Annotated in this window: 18 protein-coding genes and 2 pseudogenes; 17 read left to right on the top strand and 3 right to left on the bottom strand. The window is 39.5% G+C overall.

Annotated elements, in window-relative coordinates:
* The first annotated feature begins 86 nt into the window (after positions 1-86).
* The 6 genes from BW931_RS09250 (at position 87) to BW931_RS09275 (ending at position 6745) form a co-directional block, all read left to right on the top strand.
* Positions 87-992 (top strand): glycosyltransferase family 2 protein, encoded by a 906-nt coding sequence (locus BW931_RS09250; RefSeq protein ID WP_159435682.1) that lies wholly within the window; start codon positions 87-89, stop codon positions 990-992.
* A gap of 215 nt (positions 993-1207) precedes the next feature.
* Positions 1208-1564 carry a transposase family protein gene (locus BW931_RS13850; RefSeq protein ID WP_407690200.1) on the top strand — a complete coding sequence of 119 codons (357 nt, stop codon included), beginning with the start codon at positions 1208-1210 and terminating at the stop codon, positions 1562-1564.
* 700 nt (positions 1565-2264) lie between these two features.
* Entirely contained in the window at positions 2265-2423 is a 159-nt protein-coding gene (locus tag BW931_RS13855; protein WP_407690201.1) for a transposase, read from the top strand.
* Between the two features lie 483 nt (positions 2424-2906).
* Entirely contained in the window at positions 2907-4001 is a 1095-nt protein-coding gene (locus BW931_RS09265; protein ID WP_076571770.1) for a polysaccharide pyruvyl transferase family protein, read from the top strand.
* Between the two features lie 165 nt (positions 4002-4166).
* Complete coding sequence (locus BW931_RS09270; RefSeq protein WP_076571772.1) at positions 4167-5684, top strand: oligosaccharide flippase family protein; 1518 nt, start codon at positions 4167-4169, stop codon at positions 5682-5684.
* Positions 5685-5743: 59 nt separating this feature from the next.
* Entirely contained in the window at positions 5744-6745 is a 1002-nt protein-coding gene (locus BW931_RS09275) for a nitroreductase family protein (RefSeq protein ID WP_200802041.1), read from the top strand.
* A 225-nt stretch (positions 6746-6970) separates the two neighbouring features.
* On the opposite strand, the gene BW931_RS13860 is transcribed toward BW931_RS09275, so the two are convergent.
* Positions 6971-7288 carry an IS3 family transposase gene (locus BW931_RS13860; protein WP_143541870.1) on the bottom strand — a complete coding sequence of 106 codons (318 nt, stop codon included), beginning with the start codon at positions 7286-7288 and terminating at the stop codon, positions 6971-6973.
* A gap of 161 nt (positions 7289-7449) precedes the next feature.
* Positions 7450-7631 (bottom strand): annotated as a pseudogene (locus tag BW931_RS13865) (IS3-like element IS655 family transposase); the annotation flags it as partial.
* An 84-nt stretch (positions 7632-7715) separates the two neighbouring features.
* On the opposite strand from BW931_RS13865, the gene BW931_RS09290 reads away from it, so the two are divergent.
* The 4 genes from BW931_RS09290 (at position 7716) to BW931_RS09305 (ending at position 11231) form a co-directional block, all read left to right on the top strand.
* Positions 7716-8051 (top strand): SLC13 family permease, encoded by a 336-nt coding sequence (locus BW931_RS09290; protein WP_143541871.1) that lies wholly within the window; start codon positions 7716-7718, stop codon positions 8049-8051.
* Positions 8052-8064: 13 nt separating this feature from the next.
* Positions 8065-8763 (top strand): 3'(2'),5'-bisphosphate nucleotidase CysQ, encoded by a 699-nt coding sequence (gene cysQ / locus BW931_RS09295; RefSeq protein WP_327288564.1) that lies wholly within the window; start codon positions 8065-8067, stop codon positions 8761-8763.
* A 100-nt stretch (positions 8764-8863) separates the two neighbouring features.
* Positions 8864-10231 carry a UDP-glucose dehydrogenase family protein gene (locus BW931_RS09300; protein WP_076571776.1) on the top strand — a complete coding sequence of 456 codons (1368 nt, stop codon included), beginning with the start codon at positions 8864-8866 and terminating at the stop codon, positions 10229-10231.
* Positions 10215-11231, top strand: coding sequence for an NAD-dependent epimerase/dehydratase family protein (locus BW931_RS09305; RefSeq protein WP_076571778.1), 1017 nt, complete (start codon positions 10215-10217; stop codon positions 11229-11231). The genes BW931_RS09300 and BW931_RS09305 overlap by 17 nt, the downstream gene beginning before the upstream one ends.
* A gap of 386 nt (positions 11232-11617) precedes the next feature.
* On the opposite strand, the gene BW931_RS09315 is transcribed toward BW931_RS09305, so the two are convergent.
* The gene (locus BW931_RS09315) at positions 11618-11836 is read right to left on the bottom strand and encodes a helix-turn-helix transcriptional regulator (RefSeq protein WP_076571782.1); all 219 of its coding nucleotides are present in this window, start codon (positions 11834-11836) and stop codon (positions 11618-11620) included.
* Between the two features lie 114 nt (positions 11837-11950).
* Here BW931_RS09315 and BW931_RS09320 point away from each other — a divergent pair, with 114 nt between their 5' ends.
* The 7 genes and pseudogenes from BW931_RS09320 (at position 11951) to BW931_RS13530 (ending at position 16737) form a co-directional block, all read left to right on the top strand.
* Positions 11951-13123 carry an endonuclease NucS domain-containing protein gene (locus BW931_RS09320; RefSeq protein ID WP_076571785.1) on the top strand — a complete coding sequence of 391 codons (1173 nt, stop codon included), beginning with the start codon at positions 11951-11953 and terminating at the stop codon, positions 13121-13123.
* A gap of 660 nt (positions 13124-13783) precedes the next feature.
* The gene (locus BW931_RS09325) at positions 13784-14089 is read left to right on the top strand and encodes a monooxygenase (protein ID WP_076571787.1); all 306 of its coding nucleotides are present in this window, start codon (positions 13784-13786) and stop codon (positions 14087-14089) included.
* Between the two features lie 250 nt (positions 14090-14339).
* Positions 14340-14801, top strand: a complete 462-nt coding sequence (locus BW931_RS09330; RefSeq protein WP_200802042.1) for a hypothetical protein — start codon at positions 14340-14342, stop codon at positions 14799-14801.
* 198 nt (positions 14802-14999) lie between these two features.
* Entirely contained in the window at positions 15000-15644 is a 645-nt protein-coding gene (locus BW931_RS09335; RefSeq protein WP_076571791.1) for an EcsC family protein, read from the top strand.
* A gap of 17 nt (positions 15645-15661) precedes the next feature.
* Entirely contained in the window at positions 15662-15889 is a 228-nt protein-coding gene (locus BW931_RS13785) for a glycoside hydrolase family protein (RefSeq protein WP_268794168.1), read from the top strand.
* Between the two features lie 73 nt (positions 15890-15962).
* Positions 15963-16451, top strand: a pseudogene (locus BW931_RS13870) (glycoside hydrolase family 32 protein); the annotation flags it as partial.
* A 10-nt stretch (positions 16452-16461) separates the two neighbouring features.
* Positions 16462-16737 carry a glycoside hydrolase family 32 C-terminal domain-containing protein gene (locus BW931_RS13530; RefSeq protein ID WP_159435686.1) on the top strand — a complete coding sequence of 92 codons (276 nt, stop codon included), beginning with the start codon at positions 16462-16464 and terminating at the stop codon, positions 16735-16737.
* The last annotated feature ends 432 nt before the right edge of the window (positions 16738-17169 follow it).

The following is a 17169-nucleotide window of genomic DNA, read 5'->3' on the forward strand; positions in this document are numbered from 1 at the left end:
TTTAAAGGTTTAACTGAAGATTTAAATAAAGATAAATTATATAAAGTAAATATTATTGGGAAATTGGTGATACAATGCAATTCACGGTGGTTATCCCGTTATATAACAAAGAGAAACATATTAAAAGAGCTGTTGATTCTGTATTAAAACAAACACATAGTGATTTTGAAATCATTGTGGTAGATGATGGTTCAATTGATTCAAGCGTTGAAGAAATTAGTAGCATTAAAAATTGTAAACTCCAGGTAATTCAACAGAAGAATGCGGGTGTGTCTGTAGCTCGAAACAAGGGAGTTAGTAAGGCGAATTTTGATTTCATTGCCTTTTTAGATGCAGACGATGAATGGAAACCAGAATTTTTAGAGACGATAAACAGATTAATTAATCTTTTCCCTATGAATGGGGCCTATGCTACTTCCTATGAGGTGATCAAAGGGGATGGAAGGTCTGTACCTTCTACTAAGAATAATAGTTTTCGCTCGGGCTGGGAAGGTATAGTAGGTAGTTATTTTAAAGAGTCAATTAAAGCACCACTGATTTCTGCTTCATCAGTAGTGATACCTAAGGAAGTTTTCAATAAATTGGGGGGGTTTCCTTTGGGTATAACTAGAGGTGAGGATTTAGATATGTGGTGTAAAATAGCTTTGAATTATAATATAGTTTTTTCAAATAAATTACTTGCTAAATACCATAAAGATGCAGAAAATATGGCAACCCTAAAGCAATTAGAGTACAATAAAAGTTTTATGAGCTATGTAGAGCAGATTCTTTTAAAAGAAAAGGAGAATGGTAATAATTCAATCTTTTTTGAAGAATATATGATAAGTAGATTGATACTGAAAGCTAGATATTTGATTTCTGTGAATAAAAATAAAGAGGCTAGAAATCTTCTTTATAGATATAAAACTACTAAGTATAATAAAAAGGCAATGATTAAAACTTATATTTTAAGCTTTAAATTGGTTCATTTTTTATATTTAAAGGTCAAATAAAATAGGGACTATAATGAATGTGGCGCTCCTTCCTTAACTGTCCGTGCGTGTGAAGATATTAAGAATGCACCCCTCTTTCTTTTGGTACCCTAGATTCACAACACAAATAGACAAAGGAGAGAAAGTGGGTAATCGATTATCTTATCATAGAATTTTCAAGGGGGGAAGTTAGAATCGTCAAGGTCTAGGAGATTACTTCAGTCGCAGAAGCCTACTTGTGGAGCTTTATAACGAAAAACGAACACAGCTGTCCGCCCTTCCGTGGGAGGACTACACAAGTACATAGCGACCGGAACCAGCATATTCGGGACCCTACCGCGTCGCATCTGAAGGTGAATATTTCTTCGAGAAAGCAAAGGTATCGATTTAAGGAATGTGAAAAGCCCTTTTGCGAACGACTTCACATGGTTAATCGCTACCAACGGTGTACTATGTCCCTGGAAAGAAAAGTGATGATCACGCGGCCACCAGATCCTTTCAAACGGCAGCACAGTGGGCAGGGATCACACTCCAGCGTCTCAGATAACGTATTGGTAGAAGACGCTGATGAAACAGTGGTTCAAGGAGAGTGATCATTATATAGCTAACGCAAACCCTGGATAACTAACTTGAATAAGAATTGTAAGCATCAGGCATTGAAGCTTTTCAACGTGTGTGGAGAACCTTGTAGAACTGGAGACAGGAAGTTTCCCAGTCCTTCATTTTTCCTTCACAACGGCTATATCGAAGGCGTCAACAACATGCTCAAAGTATTAAAAGGTGTCTCTTACTGAATTAAAAGCTTTGAATGTTTGATGTAGAAGACAGTATGGCAGTAGGAAATGAAGAGTGTGGTGGGATGATCACCCCACCATCACATTTGACAGAGAACTTTTAAAATTAAGCATCTTTATGGCCTCTGAAGAATACAATACCACATGTTTACACGCAGACTTCTTGAATTCAAGGAAGCATCTCCTGGCTTGAGCACCACGTTTGAAGAGCGATGCGGGTCTCAAAAATTAAAACCGCATGGAGGAGAAAAGTTCCTCCGAGGGTCGCCTTAACTATTTACAAAAACTTATTGACGGTACCTCCTGACTTATCTTACAGTATAGATTATATTATTAGTGTGAAAGCATCTTATAAATGCATCAGGAAGGGTGCTATTAGTGGTTATTACTGTTATTATTTGAATTACGAGGATAATGCAGTGAAAAAGCCTTTTTCTCCTTCAAAATTGGATGCAATAAAATCAGGTAAAGATAAGTTTATTTGGCTCTCCCTAATCAAGTGTGCTTGACATTGAAAAAAGCAGAATCTTCCTCATCGAAGACCATTTTGAAATGGAAATGGGAAGTCCTGTACCATTTCACATACAAGTTGACGAAAGCAAAGCTCGAAGGTATGAATAATCTGTTCAAAATGATGAAACAGCGCAGTTTTAGATGACCAAATATGTATCATTTAAACCTCGGGATTCGGAGTGAGTGCCGTTCTTTAACTTAGGAATATCAATGAATCATACTTTAGAGGGAGAAATCAACACATTTCATTGTGGAGAAAAAAAGGGCCAAATGGAAATTAAAGAAATAAAAAAAGATTATTCCTGCAATGGAGAAATGTACGGGTAAATCGGAGGAGAAGGCTAAATATATATATAAAGCCTCCCTAGTAGGATGGAGAGTTTCATTGCAATGACCTCGAATTAAGGTCTTCCCCCACATAAATCCCCAGCATTTCAGGAAGTTGTTTATGAAGAGAGGAACACTTCGTTGAACATATTTTTGAACAATAGAAGCACGGAGAAGCCGCTCATTATTTTCCATTAGAGCAGTGACCTACAAGTACAAAAGGAACATTTCCGGCGTCTACCATGATCGGGTCGAACGAAAGAATTCTAAAAAAATGTTAGTTTAAAGAGGGGGCTAATATATGAAAAAAATAGGTATAGTAACTTTGAGTGGATATTTCAATTATGGAAATAGACTACAAAATTACGCTTTGGAACAAATTCTGAACAAAAAAGGTTATTACGTAGAGACTTTATGGATAAACCCTGAACAACTTCAAAAAATTTCTATTAAACAAAAATTAAAGTTATTAATTAAAAAAAATATAGTTTTATTCTTGTTTAAAAAAGAAGGTAACTTTACTGGTAGAAGAAAGTATAAAAACTTCAAGAAATTTTCCATTCACCATTTAAATGAAAAAAAACACTTTAACAAAAGTAATGATCTTCCAAAAAGAGTTGCTGATACTTTTGATTATTTTATTGTAGGTAGTGATCAAGTATGGAACCCTTTTTATACTAATAGTTCAAACCTGTATCATTTATCTTTCGCTCCTCCTCAAAAGAGAATAGCTTATGCTGCAAGTTTTGGTATTTCTGAACTCCCAGATGATTATAAAACAGTGGTGCAAACTTACCTGCCTTTTTTCAAGAATATATCTATAAGAGAAGAAGAAGGAGCGAAAATAATTAAAGAACTTACAGGAAATGATGTACCGATAGTTTTGGATCCTACTTTACTTCTTAATAGAGAAGAATGGGAAACCATAGCTATAGCTCCTAAGAACAAGCCAGTTAGGGATTACTTGGTAACATATTTTTTAGGCTCTATTTCAGAAGAAAAACAAATGTATATTGAGAAGATGTCTCAAAAATATAATCTTAAAGTAATAGAACTAGCTAAAAAAAGTGATAAAGACTTTTATGATACAGATCCTAGTGGTTTTGTTGATTTAATTAAAGATGCTTCATTACTTCTAACTGATTCTTTTCACGGAACTGTGTTTTCCATATTGTTTGAAACACCATTTATAGTTTTCGAAAGAGAAAATAAGCATGGTTCTATGCGTTCTAGAATTGACACCTTACTTCGAGTGACTGAGTTAGAGAGTAGGAATATTGAAAACATTAATAATTTTGATGAAGTATTGAATATTAATTTTAGCTACGCGAAAAGCCAGTTAGAAAGTGAAAAGAATAAATCACTGGATTATTTAGAGAAAGCATTGGACATTTAAAACTAATTTTCAAATGACAATTGTGTTCTAAAGTGCAAAGCTCAAATTCCAAGTAAAAAAATAAGGGAATTATAGGTAGTCTTTTGAAAATAGGAAACATTTTGATTTTTTAATTATAAATTTTCAAAAGTGAGCTATATTACATAGTCAGAAAGAGGCTTTTTCATGACCCAAGTAAAAAAAGGTGCAATATTGTCCTATCTCTCAATAGCTGTATCTTTAGTTGTTACGATTGCTTACACTCCAGTAATGATTCGGTTGTTGGGCCAAGAAGAATATGGTTTGTTTGTGTTGATAGGATCAGTGATTGTTTATTTCTCTAAGATGGATTTAGGATTAGGGAACGCAGTTATTCGCTACATTTCCAGAAACAGAGCAATAGGTGACAAGAAATCTGAAGCAATGTTGAGTGGTAATTTTTTATTACTCTATAGTCTTGCCTCAGTTTTTGTATTAGTAGTTGGTTTTGTTATTTATAGCAATGCGACCAGTATTTTTGGTGGATCTTTAACAAATAACCAAATCGAAAAAGCAGAGATAATGATTCTAATTATTACTATTACATTTATATTTGCTTTACCAATGCAAATATTTAGGTCGATTGTTAAAGCTTACGAGAGATTTGCAACTGAAAAAATCATAACCATTATAAGTAATGTTTCAAGACCCGTGATAATATTAATCTTTCTTTTTAATGGATATGGAGTAATTGCTATGATAGCAATTACATCAGTTCTCAATATACTAACCCTAGTGTATTTTTGGTATTACACCCATTTTTACTTGGAAGTTAGAGTGAAACTTGGAAAAGTAGATTTTTCTATAATGAAAGAAATTCTTGTGTATTCCTCGTTTATTTTTTTGAATATTATAGTGGATCAAATTTATTGGCAAACTGACCAAATCATTCTGGGGATTGTTGCAGGGACTATTCCTGTAGCAGTGTTAGGTATAGCAATGCAATTCATTAGGGTTTATCTAATGTTTTCAACTGCGATGAGTGGTTTGTTTTTACCCAGGGTTTCCCGAATTGCTACAAATGGTAAAGATAATTCTGCTGAATTAAGCTCGCTATTCATCAAAATTGGAAGAATACAATTTTTAATCCTTTCCTATATTTTTGGTGGTTTTGTATTAGTAGGAAAACCTTTCATAGAAATATGGGCTGGTCCTTCCTATGGAGATGCTTATTATATAGTCATTATACTTATGATTGCACTAATAGTGCCTTTAACTCAAAATGTAGGTATTTCTATACTACAAGCCTACAATTTACATGCTTTTAGATCAATTGCTTTGATTATTATGGGAGTAGTAAACATAATAATAACTGTACCTTTAGCTGAAAGGTATTTAGGAATAGGAACAGCCATTGCTACTGCAGGTTCTTTATTGATAGTAAACATTTTAGTAATGAATATTTATTATTACAAGAAACTAAATTTGGATATATTTGGTTATTGGAAAAATATATTTATACTCATGGTTTCTTCAACGAGTTCGATGCTAGTATCCTTCTTAATAGGTTTGAACATTCATTTTAACAATTTCATAGCTGAAATTATTATTAACGGTATTATCTTTACAGTAATTTATAGTTTAATCCAATGGAAATTCTCAATGAATGTGTATGAAAAGTCTTTGTTTATTTCTATCAAAAATAGATTTGATAAGAATAATTAAATTTCTATTTATTATGCCAGTTTATATGTATTTAAGCTAACTTATTAGGAGTGTGGACATTGAAAACAATTATTAAAAGTGCGCTTCCGACTAGATTCAAAAAAATTCTAAGCAAAACATATCAAAGTTCTAAGTTTTATAATGAATCATTACAAGATATAAAAAAATATAAAAAATTTTCAAAGAATAAGAAGTTTATGAATCAATCTATGGCGGAAGCTGAATTGATCTTTTATTACCATAAGATTGAAAAAGGGCTATCACTAAGTAAACCTAAAAAACGCTTTGGATATGAAGCTGTCCTTAAATTAATGAAGTTATTAAAAGAATACATTTCGAATTATGGGTGGGATGACACCGCATTAGTTACACTGAAGAATTTGAAGCAATATGTAGAATTTAATGAGGAACATGGAGTAGATGTTACAACCATTAATAAAGCTGTGTCAGTTTTAGAAAGGCAACTGGTTAGTCGGCCAAGTGAGGAAGGAGGCACTAAATTTCTAAATAAACAAAGTGATATTACCCCTTATCTTGTTGATTTTGAAGGGCTTGCTTACTCTCGTCATAGTATTAGAGATTTCACTGGGGAAAAAGTAGAAGATGATATTATTCATAGAGCTATCAACATTGCCCAAAAAACACCTTCAGTTTGTAACAGGCAATCTTCTCGAGTTTATGTTTATAATGATGAATTTTATAAGCGAAAAGTTTTTAGTTTTCAAAACGGTAATAAAGGGTTTGGAGATTCTGCTGATAAAGTATTATTAATTACTACTAAAATTGATCATTTTGTTGGAGTGAATGAAAGGAATCAAAACTTCATTGATGGAGGAATGTATGCCATGTCATTGATATACTCCTTACATTCTCTTGGTGTAGGAACATGCGCACTTAACTTAGCTTTGCCTAATAAGAAAGAGGAAACTTTAAAGAGAGCGGGAGACGTCCCAGAAGATGAAAGAGTTATTATGATGATAGCAGTCGGCCAGATACCAGAACAACTTAAAGTAGCAGCCTCTCCTCGAAGAGAAGTTAGTAGAGTAACCAAGTGGTTTTAGTTTAAATTATAGGCTCTGTTAAAGCCGGTTGTTGATTTTAAAGATGAAGGGTGGAGACGCCTGCGGGAAAAGCGTGAACGGAAGATCCCGGAAGTTTACGTCATGCCCGCGGCAAGCTTCCACCCGAAGGGGAAGGGATGAAAATCAACAATAAACGACAACAGAGCCAAATTTTGAAAATAATATGCTCTCTTATAAAAATAGTATTGGATCGTCAACACAAAACTAGACCATTTCGTTAAGGTGTTTCCGGCGATAAGCGGCTGGGGTAAGGTAGTCTATTGTCCCGTGAAAGCGGATATTATTGTACCAGTGGACATAATTGAATAAGGCCAGCTCTAACTCCTTAAGCTTCTCGAATGTTTCACCATAAATGAATTCTGTTTTCAGTACCTTATATGTAGCTTCGGCAACGGCATTATCATAAGGGCGCCCTTTTTCGCTCAAGAAACAACCAATATCAAAGGTTTCAAGCAGCTCTTCAATGAGCTGGTTTTTAAACTCGTTCCCTCTGTCGGTATGAAAGAGTTGAATGTCCCTCAAGTTGCCCTAGATGGAAGCGAACGCCTTTTGGACAAGGGCTGCATCTTTTTTAGCACCTGCACTGTAGCCAATGATTTCCCGGTTATATAAATTGAGTATGGCACAGATATATTTCCATTTGATTCATAATCATACGTACTCTTCGGGAGTTGCAGGACGGCACACATTGCTGATACCGAGTAACTGTGACGGTTGTTCCGGATTACATCTACTTTCGTCCCATGATCAGCGCCGCTTGCTTTGAAATGTCGTTCTCCATGTTGAGCCGTTGATTCTCTTTACGAAGTTTGATCAATTCCTTCTCTTCCGGCGAACAATTATCTTCTTCCTTGAAGGAACCGGAATCATGATACTGACTTCCCCATCGGTCTAAAGAGGAAGACGTCAACTCATACTCCCGGATGATTTCCTGTTTTGGCTTGCTGCTATGTTCGAACCGTTCGGGTTGATTGTTCTGTTTATTGTTGTGTATGTGCTGACAAACTTTTTCACTGAGATGATCACGAATAAAGTTGCCGCTGTCATCATGTTTCCGATCGCGTATCAAATTGCGGTGGATACAGGTATGGATACTATAGGCATGGCTATTCTTGTAGCTGTCACAGCCTCGGCAAGTTTTCTATCTCCAATCGGGTATCAAACGAATTTGATTGTCTATGGGCCGGGGGGCTATAAGTTCTCCGATTATCTGCGTGTTGGGTTCCCATTGACGCTTATGACGATGATTGTGACGGTCAGTGTTATTGCTATGGTATACACTTAAGGGGGAATTCAGAATGAAACAAGCAATTGCCGCTGCTCTTGAAGCAGGACAGGAAATTATGAAGATTTACGAAACGGAAGACTTTGGCGTAGAAACGAAAGAAGATGATTCTCCGCTGACACGTGCGGATCGGAAAGCCCACGATATCATTGTAAGTAAACTTGAGGAACACTATCCTTCCCTCCCTGTTATTAGTGAAGAAGGGAATAAAATCTCTTTTGAAGATAGGAAAGAGTGGGAAGAATTCTGGCTCGTAGATCCTTTGGATGGAACGAAGGAGTTCGTGAAGAAAAACGGTGAATTCACGGTTAATATTGCACTTATCCGTGATGGTAGTCCCGTATTTGGTGTAGTATATGCTCCAGCTTTGCAGGATTTATATGTCGCAGATGAAGACAAAAGAGCGTTCAAGCTTACATCAGTTGTGGGTACGACAGAGGGACTTACAGCGTTGCCGTTACCTGTTGTTTCAATAGATGGCGATACAGCACGAGTGGTGGCAAGTCGTTCCCACATGTCGGAAGAGACTCAAGCTTTTATTGCAGAGCTTCAAGAATCCTATGACTCTGTAGAGACAGTATCTGCCGGAAGTTCTTTGAAACTGTGTCTTGTAGCTGAAGGGGTTGCAGATTATTATCCGCGTTATGCTCCGACGATGGAATGGGACACAGCAGCTGGTCAGGCGATTGTTGAGTCGTCTGGGATTCTGTAGAAATAGCGAATACTGATAAGCCACTTGTGTATAACAAGGAAGAGTTGCATAACCCTTGGTTTTTGGCTAGTAGAAAACAATAGGAGAAAGGTGAGATACTATGTATAACATAGCAGTAGCAGGTACAGGATACGTAGGTTTGGTTGCCGGAGTTTGTTTCGCAGAAATGGGCCACCAAGTTACTTGCGTGGATATAGATGAAGATAAGGTGGAATTGATGAGGTCCGGGGGTTCTCCAATTTTCGAAACAGGCTTGGAAGAACTGATGCAGAAAAACTACAAAGCCGATCGCATAGAATATACGACAGATTATGAGAATGCCTATAGAAGTGCGGATGCTGTATTTATAGGTGTAGGAACCCCAGAGCAGCCGGATGGATCTGCGAATCTTTCGTACATAGCAACCGTAGCGAGACAAATCGCCGAGTCTGTAGAGAGCGATACACTTGTTGTCGTGAAATCCACGGTTCCAGTAGGTACAAATGATAAAGTGGAACAGTTCATTCACGATTTTCTAGTGAATGATGTTCAGGTAGAAGTTGCATCGAATCCTGAATTTCTAGCTCAAGGATCTGCGGTGAAGGATACGCTGGAAGCAGAACGTATTATAATCGGTACGGAAAGTACGTGGGCGGAACAAATGCTTCAGGAAATCTATGAACCTTTTAAATTGCCTGTTGTATCTGTAAACAGACGTTCAGCTGAGATGATCAAGTATGCATCGAACGATTTCCTTGCTTTGAAGATTTCTTATATGAATGATATTGCGAACCTATGTGAACGTGTAGGAGCAGATATTCAGGATGTAGCTGAAGGTATGAGTTACGACGAGCGTATCGGAAGCAAGTTTTTGAATGCGGGGATCGGTTTCGGAGGGTCGTGTTTTCCGAAAGATACAAAAGCCCTTGATTACATAGCTCAACAAAATAATTATGAATTGAAGACAGTGCGTGCCGCTATTGATATCAATAAGAGTCAAAAGACGAAGCTGTTTGATAAAGCGGGTGATCGGTTGATTACGTTTGACGGACTTAAAGTAGCTGTGTTGGGGCTTACCTTCAAACCAGGGACTGATGATTTACGGGAGGCTCCATCTTTAGAAAACGTACCTCAGTTACTTGAAAAAGGTGCAGATGTTTTTGCGTATGACCCAGTTGGTACAGACAACTTTTCTCACATCCATCCGGAAGGGAAACGAGGCAAAGGAAGTATCACTTATGCTTTGAATGCGGAAGAAGCCCTTGAAGATGCAAATGTCTGCTTTATTTTTACAGAGTGGGGAGAGATCAAAGCCGTTGAGCCGGATGATTATAAGAAATTGATGAGAACCCCACTCGTTTATGATGGACGTAATATTCACGAGGTGGACGCTATGAAACAAGCGGGCGTAGAGTACTATTCGGTAGGACGTCCTTCTGTAGAACGCGAAGCGATAAAGGAGCGTGCTGTTCATGGAATCCAACAGTAATAAGGTTTATTTAATAACTGGCGCAGCAGGGTTTATTGGTCACTACTTGACGAAGTCTCTGTTAGAACGTGATGTGGCTGTAATTGGGCTGGATAATCTCAATGATTATTATGATGTTAAGTTGAAGAGAGACCGGTTGAAAGAAGTAGAGGGGAACGAGAATTTTCGATTTGTAGAAGCTGATCTCGTTGATAAAGATAAGCTCATGGAAGTATTTGCTGAGTACAAGCCGAGTGTTGTTGTGAACCTGGCAGCGCAGGCAGGGGTGCGCTATTCATTGGAGAACCCGGATGCTTATATACAGAGTAATATCGTAGGTTTCCATAACGTTCTGGATGCATGTCGTCATCACCCTGTTGATCATTTGATTTATGCATCCTCCAGTTCCGTGTATGGAGCGAACAAGAAGGTACCTTTTGAAGAGACGGACTTCGTCGATAATCCGGTATCCTTGTATGCTTCTACGAAGAAGTCCAATGAACTGATGGCTCATACGTATAGCCACTTATATGATATTCCAGCTACAGGTCTCCGGTTCTTCACTGTTTATGGACCTATGGGGCGTCCGGATATGGCGTACTTCGGTTTTACTGATAAGTACTTTAATGAGGAATCAATCAAGATTTTCAATAATGGCGATTTTGAGAATGATTTGTACCGTGATTTTACTTATATTGATGATATCGTTGAGGGGATTGAACGGTTGATTCCGAGAAAGCCTGAAGGAGACGTTCCTCACGAGGTTTTCAATATCGGGAACAATAGTCCGGAAAAGCTGATGGATTTCATTGGAGCGCTTGAAGGAGCTCTTAGTAATTCTCTCGGGAAAGATGTGGAGTTCAAGAAAGAGTATGAGCCGATCAAGCCTGGAGATGTTCCGGCTACGTATGCCTCGACGGATCGTTTGTATGAAGCTGTCGGGTATAAGCCAAGTGCCTCGATTGAGGAAGGGTTGCAGAAGTTTACGGATTGGTATGTGGAGTATTACGACAAGAAGTGAGTTTTGTTCAGAGTTCATAAGTGGGATATGTGTGCGTAGCATATCCCACACTTTTTTCACATATTAAAGATTCGGAATATTTAGTCTTTAATTAGTATAGAAATCCCGGTTATCTGATCTGATGCGTCGTATAATTGTGCTGAGTACTTTGTTGAGGTTCGCCCCTTCAACCTGATATGGCATATAGCTGAAGGTGGCGCGAGCGAAGAAGTAGTTTTCTCCGAGGATCTCGATGACGACGTAGGTGTCGCCGATGGGGAAGTGAAGGTATTGTCTTTTAGTAAGCATGAGGATCACCTTTTTCAATAGGATGGGGAATTCAAGAGGAGGGGAAGAGGGAAGCGTCAGAGGAAGTATGAAACTGATATTTTTCGTAGGTAGAGATCTTAAGTTCCTTTCGTAATCGTTTCGATACTTATGTCCAACGCTTTGGCAAGTTTGTAATAGACGTATATATGAGCACCCGTTTCCCCTCTTTCAATAGCTCCCATGTAAGAACGTGAAATACCTGCGGCGTGTCCCAACTTCTCCTGAGACAGGCCTTTCTCGAGACGGAAGAGTTTAATGTTTTGTCCTGCTTTGAGTAGAGAATTTGGATAGTCCATGTTTCTATATTCTTATGGATCGAGGTATAGTTCTACGTACTGACAGTGGCATTATGTATAATATTAACAATTAGTGTTCCGGTTTCTTAAATAACAAGGACAGGAGGAGTGCGAATGCATGTTATTTCTGAGAAAGAACTCGAGGATATATTGACGTTACATCCGGAGCTTATTGAACAAGACATTGTCTTACTGGAACGACAAGCTCAACTGGAGAACAGAAGAACGGATTTGACGTTTGCAGATAGGGAAGACAATGTTTTGGTGGTTGAAATCAAGAAAGACGAAGTGATTAAGGAGAACGTGGATCAGATTAAAGATTATAAGAAGAGGCTTAGCAGAAAGTTGGTAAGCCCTCCACGTGCCATGCTGGTTGGTCAGTCCATTTCGGCGGAAGCCAGGGCAGAATGCAGGAACAGCGGGATAGAATATATAGAGGTGGACTTGGAAGAGATATTTCACTACCTGCAACAAGAAGATGAACCATTATATCATTCCATATTCGTGCAAGGGAAGTTGCACGAGAAAGCGAAAGAAACGAAGGCGATCGGGTTCCGGGAGTACTTAGGTGAGATTTCACCACTGGGCGTGCCGGTAACGTCTTATCAGTTCTTCGCTCCACGAGATGCCAGTCCTGAGTTAAGTGAAGACGGCGAGAAGAACAGAGTGGTGGCAGACCAGTTCATGAACTTGCTGAAGAGTATGGAATGTGACTCTATCCTTTTTGAAGGACAGGCAAGGGTTTCCAGAAAAATGGATGAAGATCCGAGGTGGAAAGAGAAAGCAAAAGGTGCCTGGAAAGGTTGGGAAGTACCTTATCGTCTGGATGTCAAAGGTATGGAAGAGCCGATTCCGTGTGAAGTCTATCTTGGTTCCATCGGATACCGTGGCAATACGAACACTTTTTCTGACGGTATATCCAGGTTCATGGAAGTGAGAGTAGGTAAGGGGAAAAAGCAGGTGAAGACTCAGTATGGTTTCCATAAACATTTGATGACGAATCAGGAGGGGTTGCTTCCTTACTTTGAGCTGAAGTTCAATGCGAAGGGGCTGCCAAAAGAATTGTGGTCGGATATTTATAGAACACTTGAGCATTATGGATTTGAGTTAATGGAAGGGGAGAAAGGGAAAAGATTTCTGGTGGTAGGTGATATTTACCTTCATAGTGATAACATAGAAACTCAGCTTGAAAGATTGTTGGTGTCCTTATTTTCTTTGACTGTTGTGAAGGGTTTTTACAAAGGAATAGGAGTTGTCCCGTTGTTACCGCCAAGCCAGGGAGAATGAAGTGTTAGATAGGCTGAACTTGACTGGACAGTTTCTTTCGTTAAGAGAAAGTTGATTTGATCCGGAATAATCGTCACAGCTACTCGGTACCAGCCATTTGTGCCATCCTGCTAATCGAGTCAGGGGAACACGATGATTGTCACTTCGACCAGAATTAGGCTCACAGGGTTGGCGGCCAAGATTTTTGTAATGTAGAAAAGAACAATTCGTTATTGATGAAATTCTCGTTAGTACCCCTCTCATTTGAGAAAAAAAGAGCTGTTAGTTGTACGTTAGAAAAAGTGGATTCATCCTTGTTGTAACAGGAATTATTATTGGGTGAAGTGAATAACAAGTGACTGAAGAGTGCCGATGAAAAGACAGTCAGGGCTTCATCTATTCTAAAAGATCAGGTAGCTGATCCGGTGATAGGATTATTTTCATGTGGAAGGGCTTAGAGCAAGTGTTTACTTGTTCCAGTCGGACGGACCTTGGAGGGGGCATGAAACTAGTAGGATTTTTCTTCAACGTGTCGAATTATATCTAAGGAACAGAGCGTTTTTTTAATCCAATCAAACGTTTGGCAGGAATCAATCTTTTCGTGCATTGGGAAGTTGATTAAGGGGACTACGTTATGACTGAGAGTCTCAGAATATGCTATTGAAGAAAGGTGGAAGCGTAATGACTACAATTTTGCAGATGGATTTTGCGATGGACGGTCCCTTCGGAGATGAGATGGCTGACCAATTCAAAGAACTTGCAGAGAGTATCAATGAAGAAGAAGGGTTTAAGTGGAAAATATGGACGGAGAATCCGGAAACGAAGGAAGCCGGCGGAATCTATGCGTTTGATTCGGAAGACGCAGCGAAGAAGTACCTCGATAAGCATTCGAAGCGACTGAAAGGGTTTGGCATCCGTGACGTTAATGCGAAGATCTTCGAAGTGAATGAAAAGCTGACGGAGATTACGTTCGGGACAAAGATATAAATTGACGGCAGGAAGGTATATGAGACGAAAGCATTTGTCTCGTAGGCAGGTGACTTTTCTGAATTGGTCGTTAATTGGGGGCATTTGTCCATAAATACGCCTGGCTGGCACTCGATTGTAAGAGGAAGGTCCGCGAATTTTTGTAGATCGAGGCTATTACTAATAGTTATACTTTGTGTAGGTCTAAGCATTATTTTGAGTGGTATAGTGAATGTGAAAAAATTCGTGATTTATGACGGAGAGGATGAGGATGATCAATTTCCAGAGGGAAGGCTCTCTAAGCAATACTCACGCAGGAAGAGATTTCGAGAGTCTGGCACAAAACTATTTTGTACAGCAGGGGGTTTCTTTGGAGAAACAGGTCAGCTTACCACTAGGAGTGAGTAGTAGAAAGAAAGGACACGTCTTCGATCTTGGTAACACCTCGGATGGTGAGAAGATGGTCGTCGAGTGCAAATCCCATAAATGGACGTCGGGTGGGAACGTACCGAGTGCGAAAATGACGGTATGGAACGAGGCGATGTATTACTTCCTTCTCGTGCCGGAGGAGTATCGGAAAGTGTTCTTCATTTTAAGGGACTACAGTGAGCGGAGGAAAGAGACGCTTGGTGAGTATTACATAAGAAGGTACGGTCATCTGATTCCGGACGGAGTGGAGTTTGCGGAGTATGATAAGGAAGATGGTAGTGTGCGCTGGTTGGATGTTTCATAATAAGCTAAGAGTATAAGGAATCTTACTCATGATGTGGATGGTTACGTTCACTGAAATGTACCGTCCCTGACATATTTTTAACCACCAAGTGCCAAAGGTTAAGCCAGTTAATGACAGGTGCTTTACCACGGAATCATTTTGTGTACTTAATGCTATGCCTAAGATAGATCTAACCGAGAGGTAATGGAGGAAATAGCTATGGGGAATAATGAACTCACTCAAGGGAAAATAATGCAATTATTGGATTGGTCATACGAAAAAGCAATGAATGGATTACCAGGTACTCTAGATGCATATGAGTTAGCAGAAAACTATTTACGGAAACATTCATCTGTACAAAAAAGTGTAGATTCTCTAATAAGAGCTCAAAATGCAAAGGCAGCCACATCAGGTTTTCTAACAGGATTAGGTGGCTTAATAACATTACCTGTAGCTGTTCCAGCTAATATTAGTTCCGTCATTTACGTGCAAATGCGAATGGTTGCTGCGATAGCCGTTATAGGTGGGTATGATCTCAAAGATGATCAGGTTAGAACACTGGTTTATGTTTCTCTTACGGGGAATAGTGCTGTTGATATACTCAAACAAACAGGTGTAAATTTAAGTAAAAAAGTTGCAGTCTCAGCTATTAAAAAAATACCAGGAACGATGATTACTAAAATTAACCAAAAGGTCGGGTTTAGACTTTTAACGAAATTCGGAGAAAAAGGAGTTATTAATTTAGTTAAAGTTGTACCTGTTGCTGGTGGAGTTGTAGGTGGTGCAGTAGATTTGGGTTCTACATTAATAGTAGGGAAGGCAGCGAAGAAAATATTTATTTACGATCGTAACCTCCACCTATAATATGGAAGATAGTAGCGATTGTTCAATCCCAAAGTACTGCTAACAGTCACGATAAGGGACGTACCTGGACGAAGTACGAAGGGAATCCGGTACTCGAAGATGAGTCGAAAGTGGATTTCCGGGATCCGAAAGTGTTCAGGCATGCAGATACATCCAGATGGGTGATGGTGCTGGCGTCAGGTCAAACGATTGCCATCTATTCTTCGAGTGATATGAAAGAGTGGCGCTTTGAAAGTGAATTCTAAGAAGGCGTTGGGAACCATGACGGGGGTCTAGGAATGTCCAGATTTGTTTCCTCTGGGAGAGTCCCGGTGGGTGATGCTCGTAAGTATCGGGGACGAGCCCGGGTTCGATGCCGGTTCTAGGACGCAGTACTTCGTCGGTACTTTTGACGGGAAGACGTTCGAGCCGGGGCATGAGGACGTAAGATGGCTGGATGTCGGAAAGGATAATTACGCCGGAGTGAGCTTTTCCGATGTGCCGGCGTCGGATGGGAGAAGAATCTATATCGGATGGATGAGCAACTGGCAGTATGCGAACCAGGTCCCGACGCATGGTTGGCGAAGTCAGATGACGCTACCGCGTACGCTTGAGCTGGAAGGGGATCGATTGGTCCAGCGGCCTGTTAAGGAGTTGGAGGCTTATTTTGTCCAGGGAGAGCCGGCTGTTTTTCATGTGGATGCTGGGAGTGAGGAACAGGCGTTGCCTGAGGCTGTGGAGTATTTGCAGGTGAGAGCTTCTTTAGAGAATAAAGGTGCCGAGCGTTTTGGCTTGGTGTTTCACTATGAGGATGATCAATCTGTGGTGCTTCAGTTTGATGGACGCTCTGGGCGAATGGTGCTGGATCGTCGGCAGTCAGGGTATACAGGTTTTTTCCGAGCATTTCAATACAGAGCAGAGTGCTTCGGTTGGAGATATGGATCGGGTCGAGCTGCAGGTGATTGTGGATGCTTCTTCTGTCGAGGTGTTCGTGAATGGAGGAGAGTGTGCGCTTACGAGTCTGATTTACCCGGATGGTGGATGCAGAGGTGTTTTTTGGTTTGCTGAGGGGGGTTGTGTTAGTGTTCGATCGAGTGTTGGTGTGGGGAAGTAGTTAGGATGAAGGCGGGAGAGCTGAGGCTTTCCCGTTTTTTGTTATAGAGAACAAATCTTCTGGCATTATGGGGTTCAGGTCAATCAGAGGATTACTAATCACTGAGAACGAATATAATAGGATTTTTCTTTTTAGTGTCGAATTATATCTAAGGAACGGAACTTTTCTTAATCTAATCAAACGTTCAGAAGGACTGATCTAATGATAGAGGACAATATAGGACCGAGATTGATTACAGCCAATGAAATGTACCACCATTGCCATCTATTTTACCACCGAGTGACAAGCGATGTACCAGTTAATGACAGGGCTTTGTAACTGCTAGACTAAAGTGGAGACTTTCCGATCAGCAGAATTGAACACTTTTTGCTCACTCATTACCTCCCCTCCGTTATACTTAATTGGTAGATTTTTTAACGGAGAAAGAGGAGG

Origin of the sequence: Salimicrobium salexigens (assembly GCF_900156705.1) — a bacterium.
Classification (GTDB): Bacteria; Bacillota; Bacilli; order Bacillales; family Halobacillaceae; genus Salimicrobium; species Salimicrobium album.

Bases quoted from the DNA above. Each gene is read 5' to 3' on its own strand.
- BW931_RS09265 (WP_076571770.1), top strand. From the start codon at position 2,907: ATGAAAAAAATAGGTATAGTAACTTTGAGTGGATATTTCAATTATGGA.
- BW931_RS09270 (WP_076571772.1), top strand. From the start codon at position 4,167: ATGACCCAAGTAAAAAAAGGTGCAATATTGTCCTATCTCTCAATAGCT.
- BW931_RS09290 (WP_143541871.1), top strand. From the start codon at position 7,716: ATGTTCGAACCGTTCGGGTTGATTGTTCTGTTTATTGTTGTGTATGTG.
- cysQ (WP_327288564.1), top strand. From the start codon at position 8,065: ATGAAACAAGCAATTGCCGCTGCTCTTGAAGCAGGACAGGAAATTATG.
- BW931_RS09300 (WP_076571776.1), top strand. From the start codon at position 8,864: ATGTATAACATAGCAGTAGCAGGTACAGGATACGTAGGTTTGGTTGCC.
- BW931_RS09305 (WP_076571778.1), top strand. From the start codon at position 10,215: ATGGAATCCAACAGTAATAAGGTTTATTTAATAACTGGCGCAGCAGGG.
- BW931_RS09315 (WP_076571782.1), bottom strand. From the start codon at position 11,836: ATGGACTATCCAAATTCTCTACTCAAAGCAGGACAAAACATTAAACTC.
- BW931_RS09320 (WP_076571785.1), top strand. From the start codon at position 11,951: ATGCATGTTATTTCTGAGAAAGAACTCGAGGATATATTGACGTTACAT.
- BW931_RS09325 (WP_076571787.1), top strand. From the start codon at position 13,784: ATGACTACAATTTTGCAGATGGATTTTGCGATGGACGGTCCCTTCGGA.
- BW931_RS09330 (WP_200802042.1), top strand. From the start codon at position 14,340: ATGATCAATTTCCAGAGGGAAGGCTCTCTAAGCAATACTCACGCAGGA.
- BW931_RS09335 (WP_076571791.1), top strand. From the start codon at position 15,000: ATGGGGAATAATGAACTCACTCAAGGGAAAATAATGCAATTATTGGAT.
- BW931_RS13530 (WP_159435686.1), top strand. From the start codon at position 16,462: ATGGACGCTCTGGGCGAATGGTGCTGGATCGTCGGCAGTCAGGGTATA.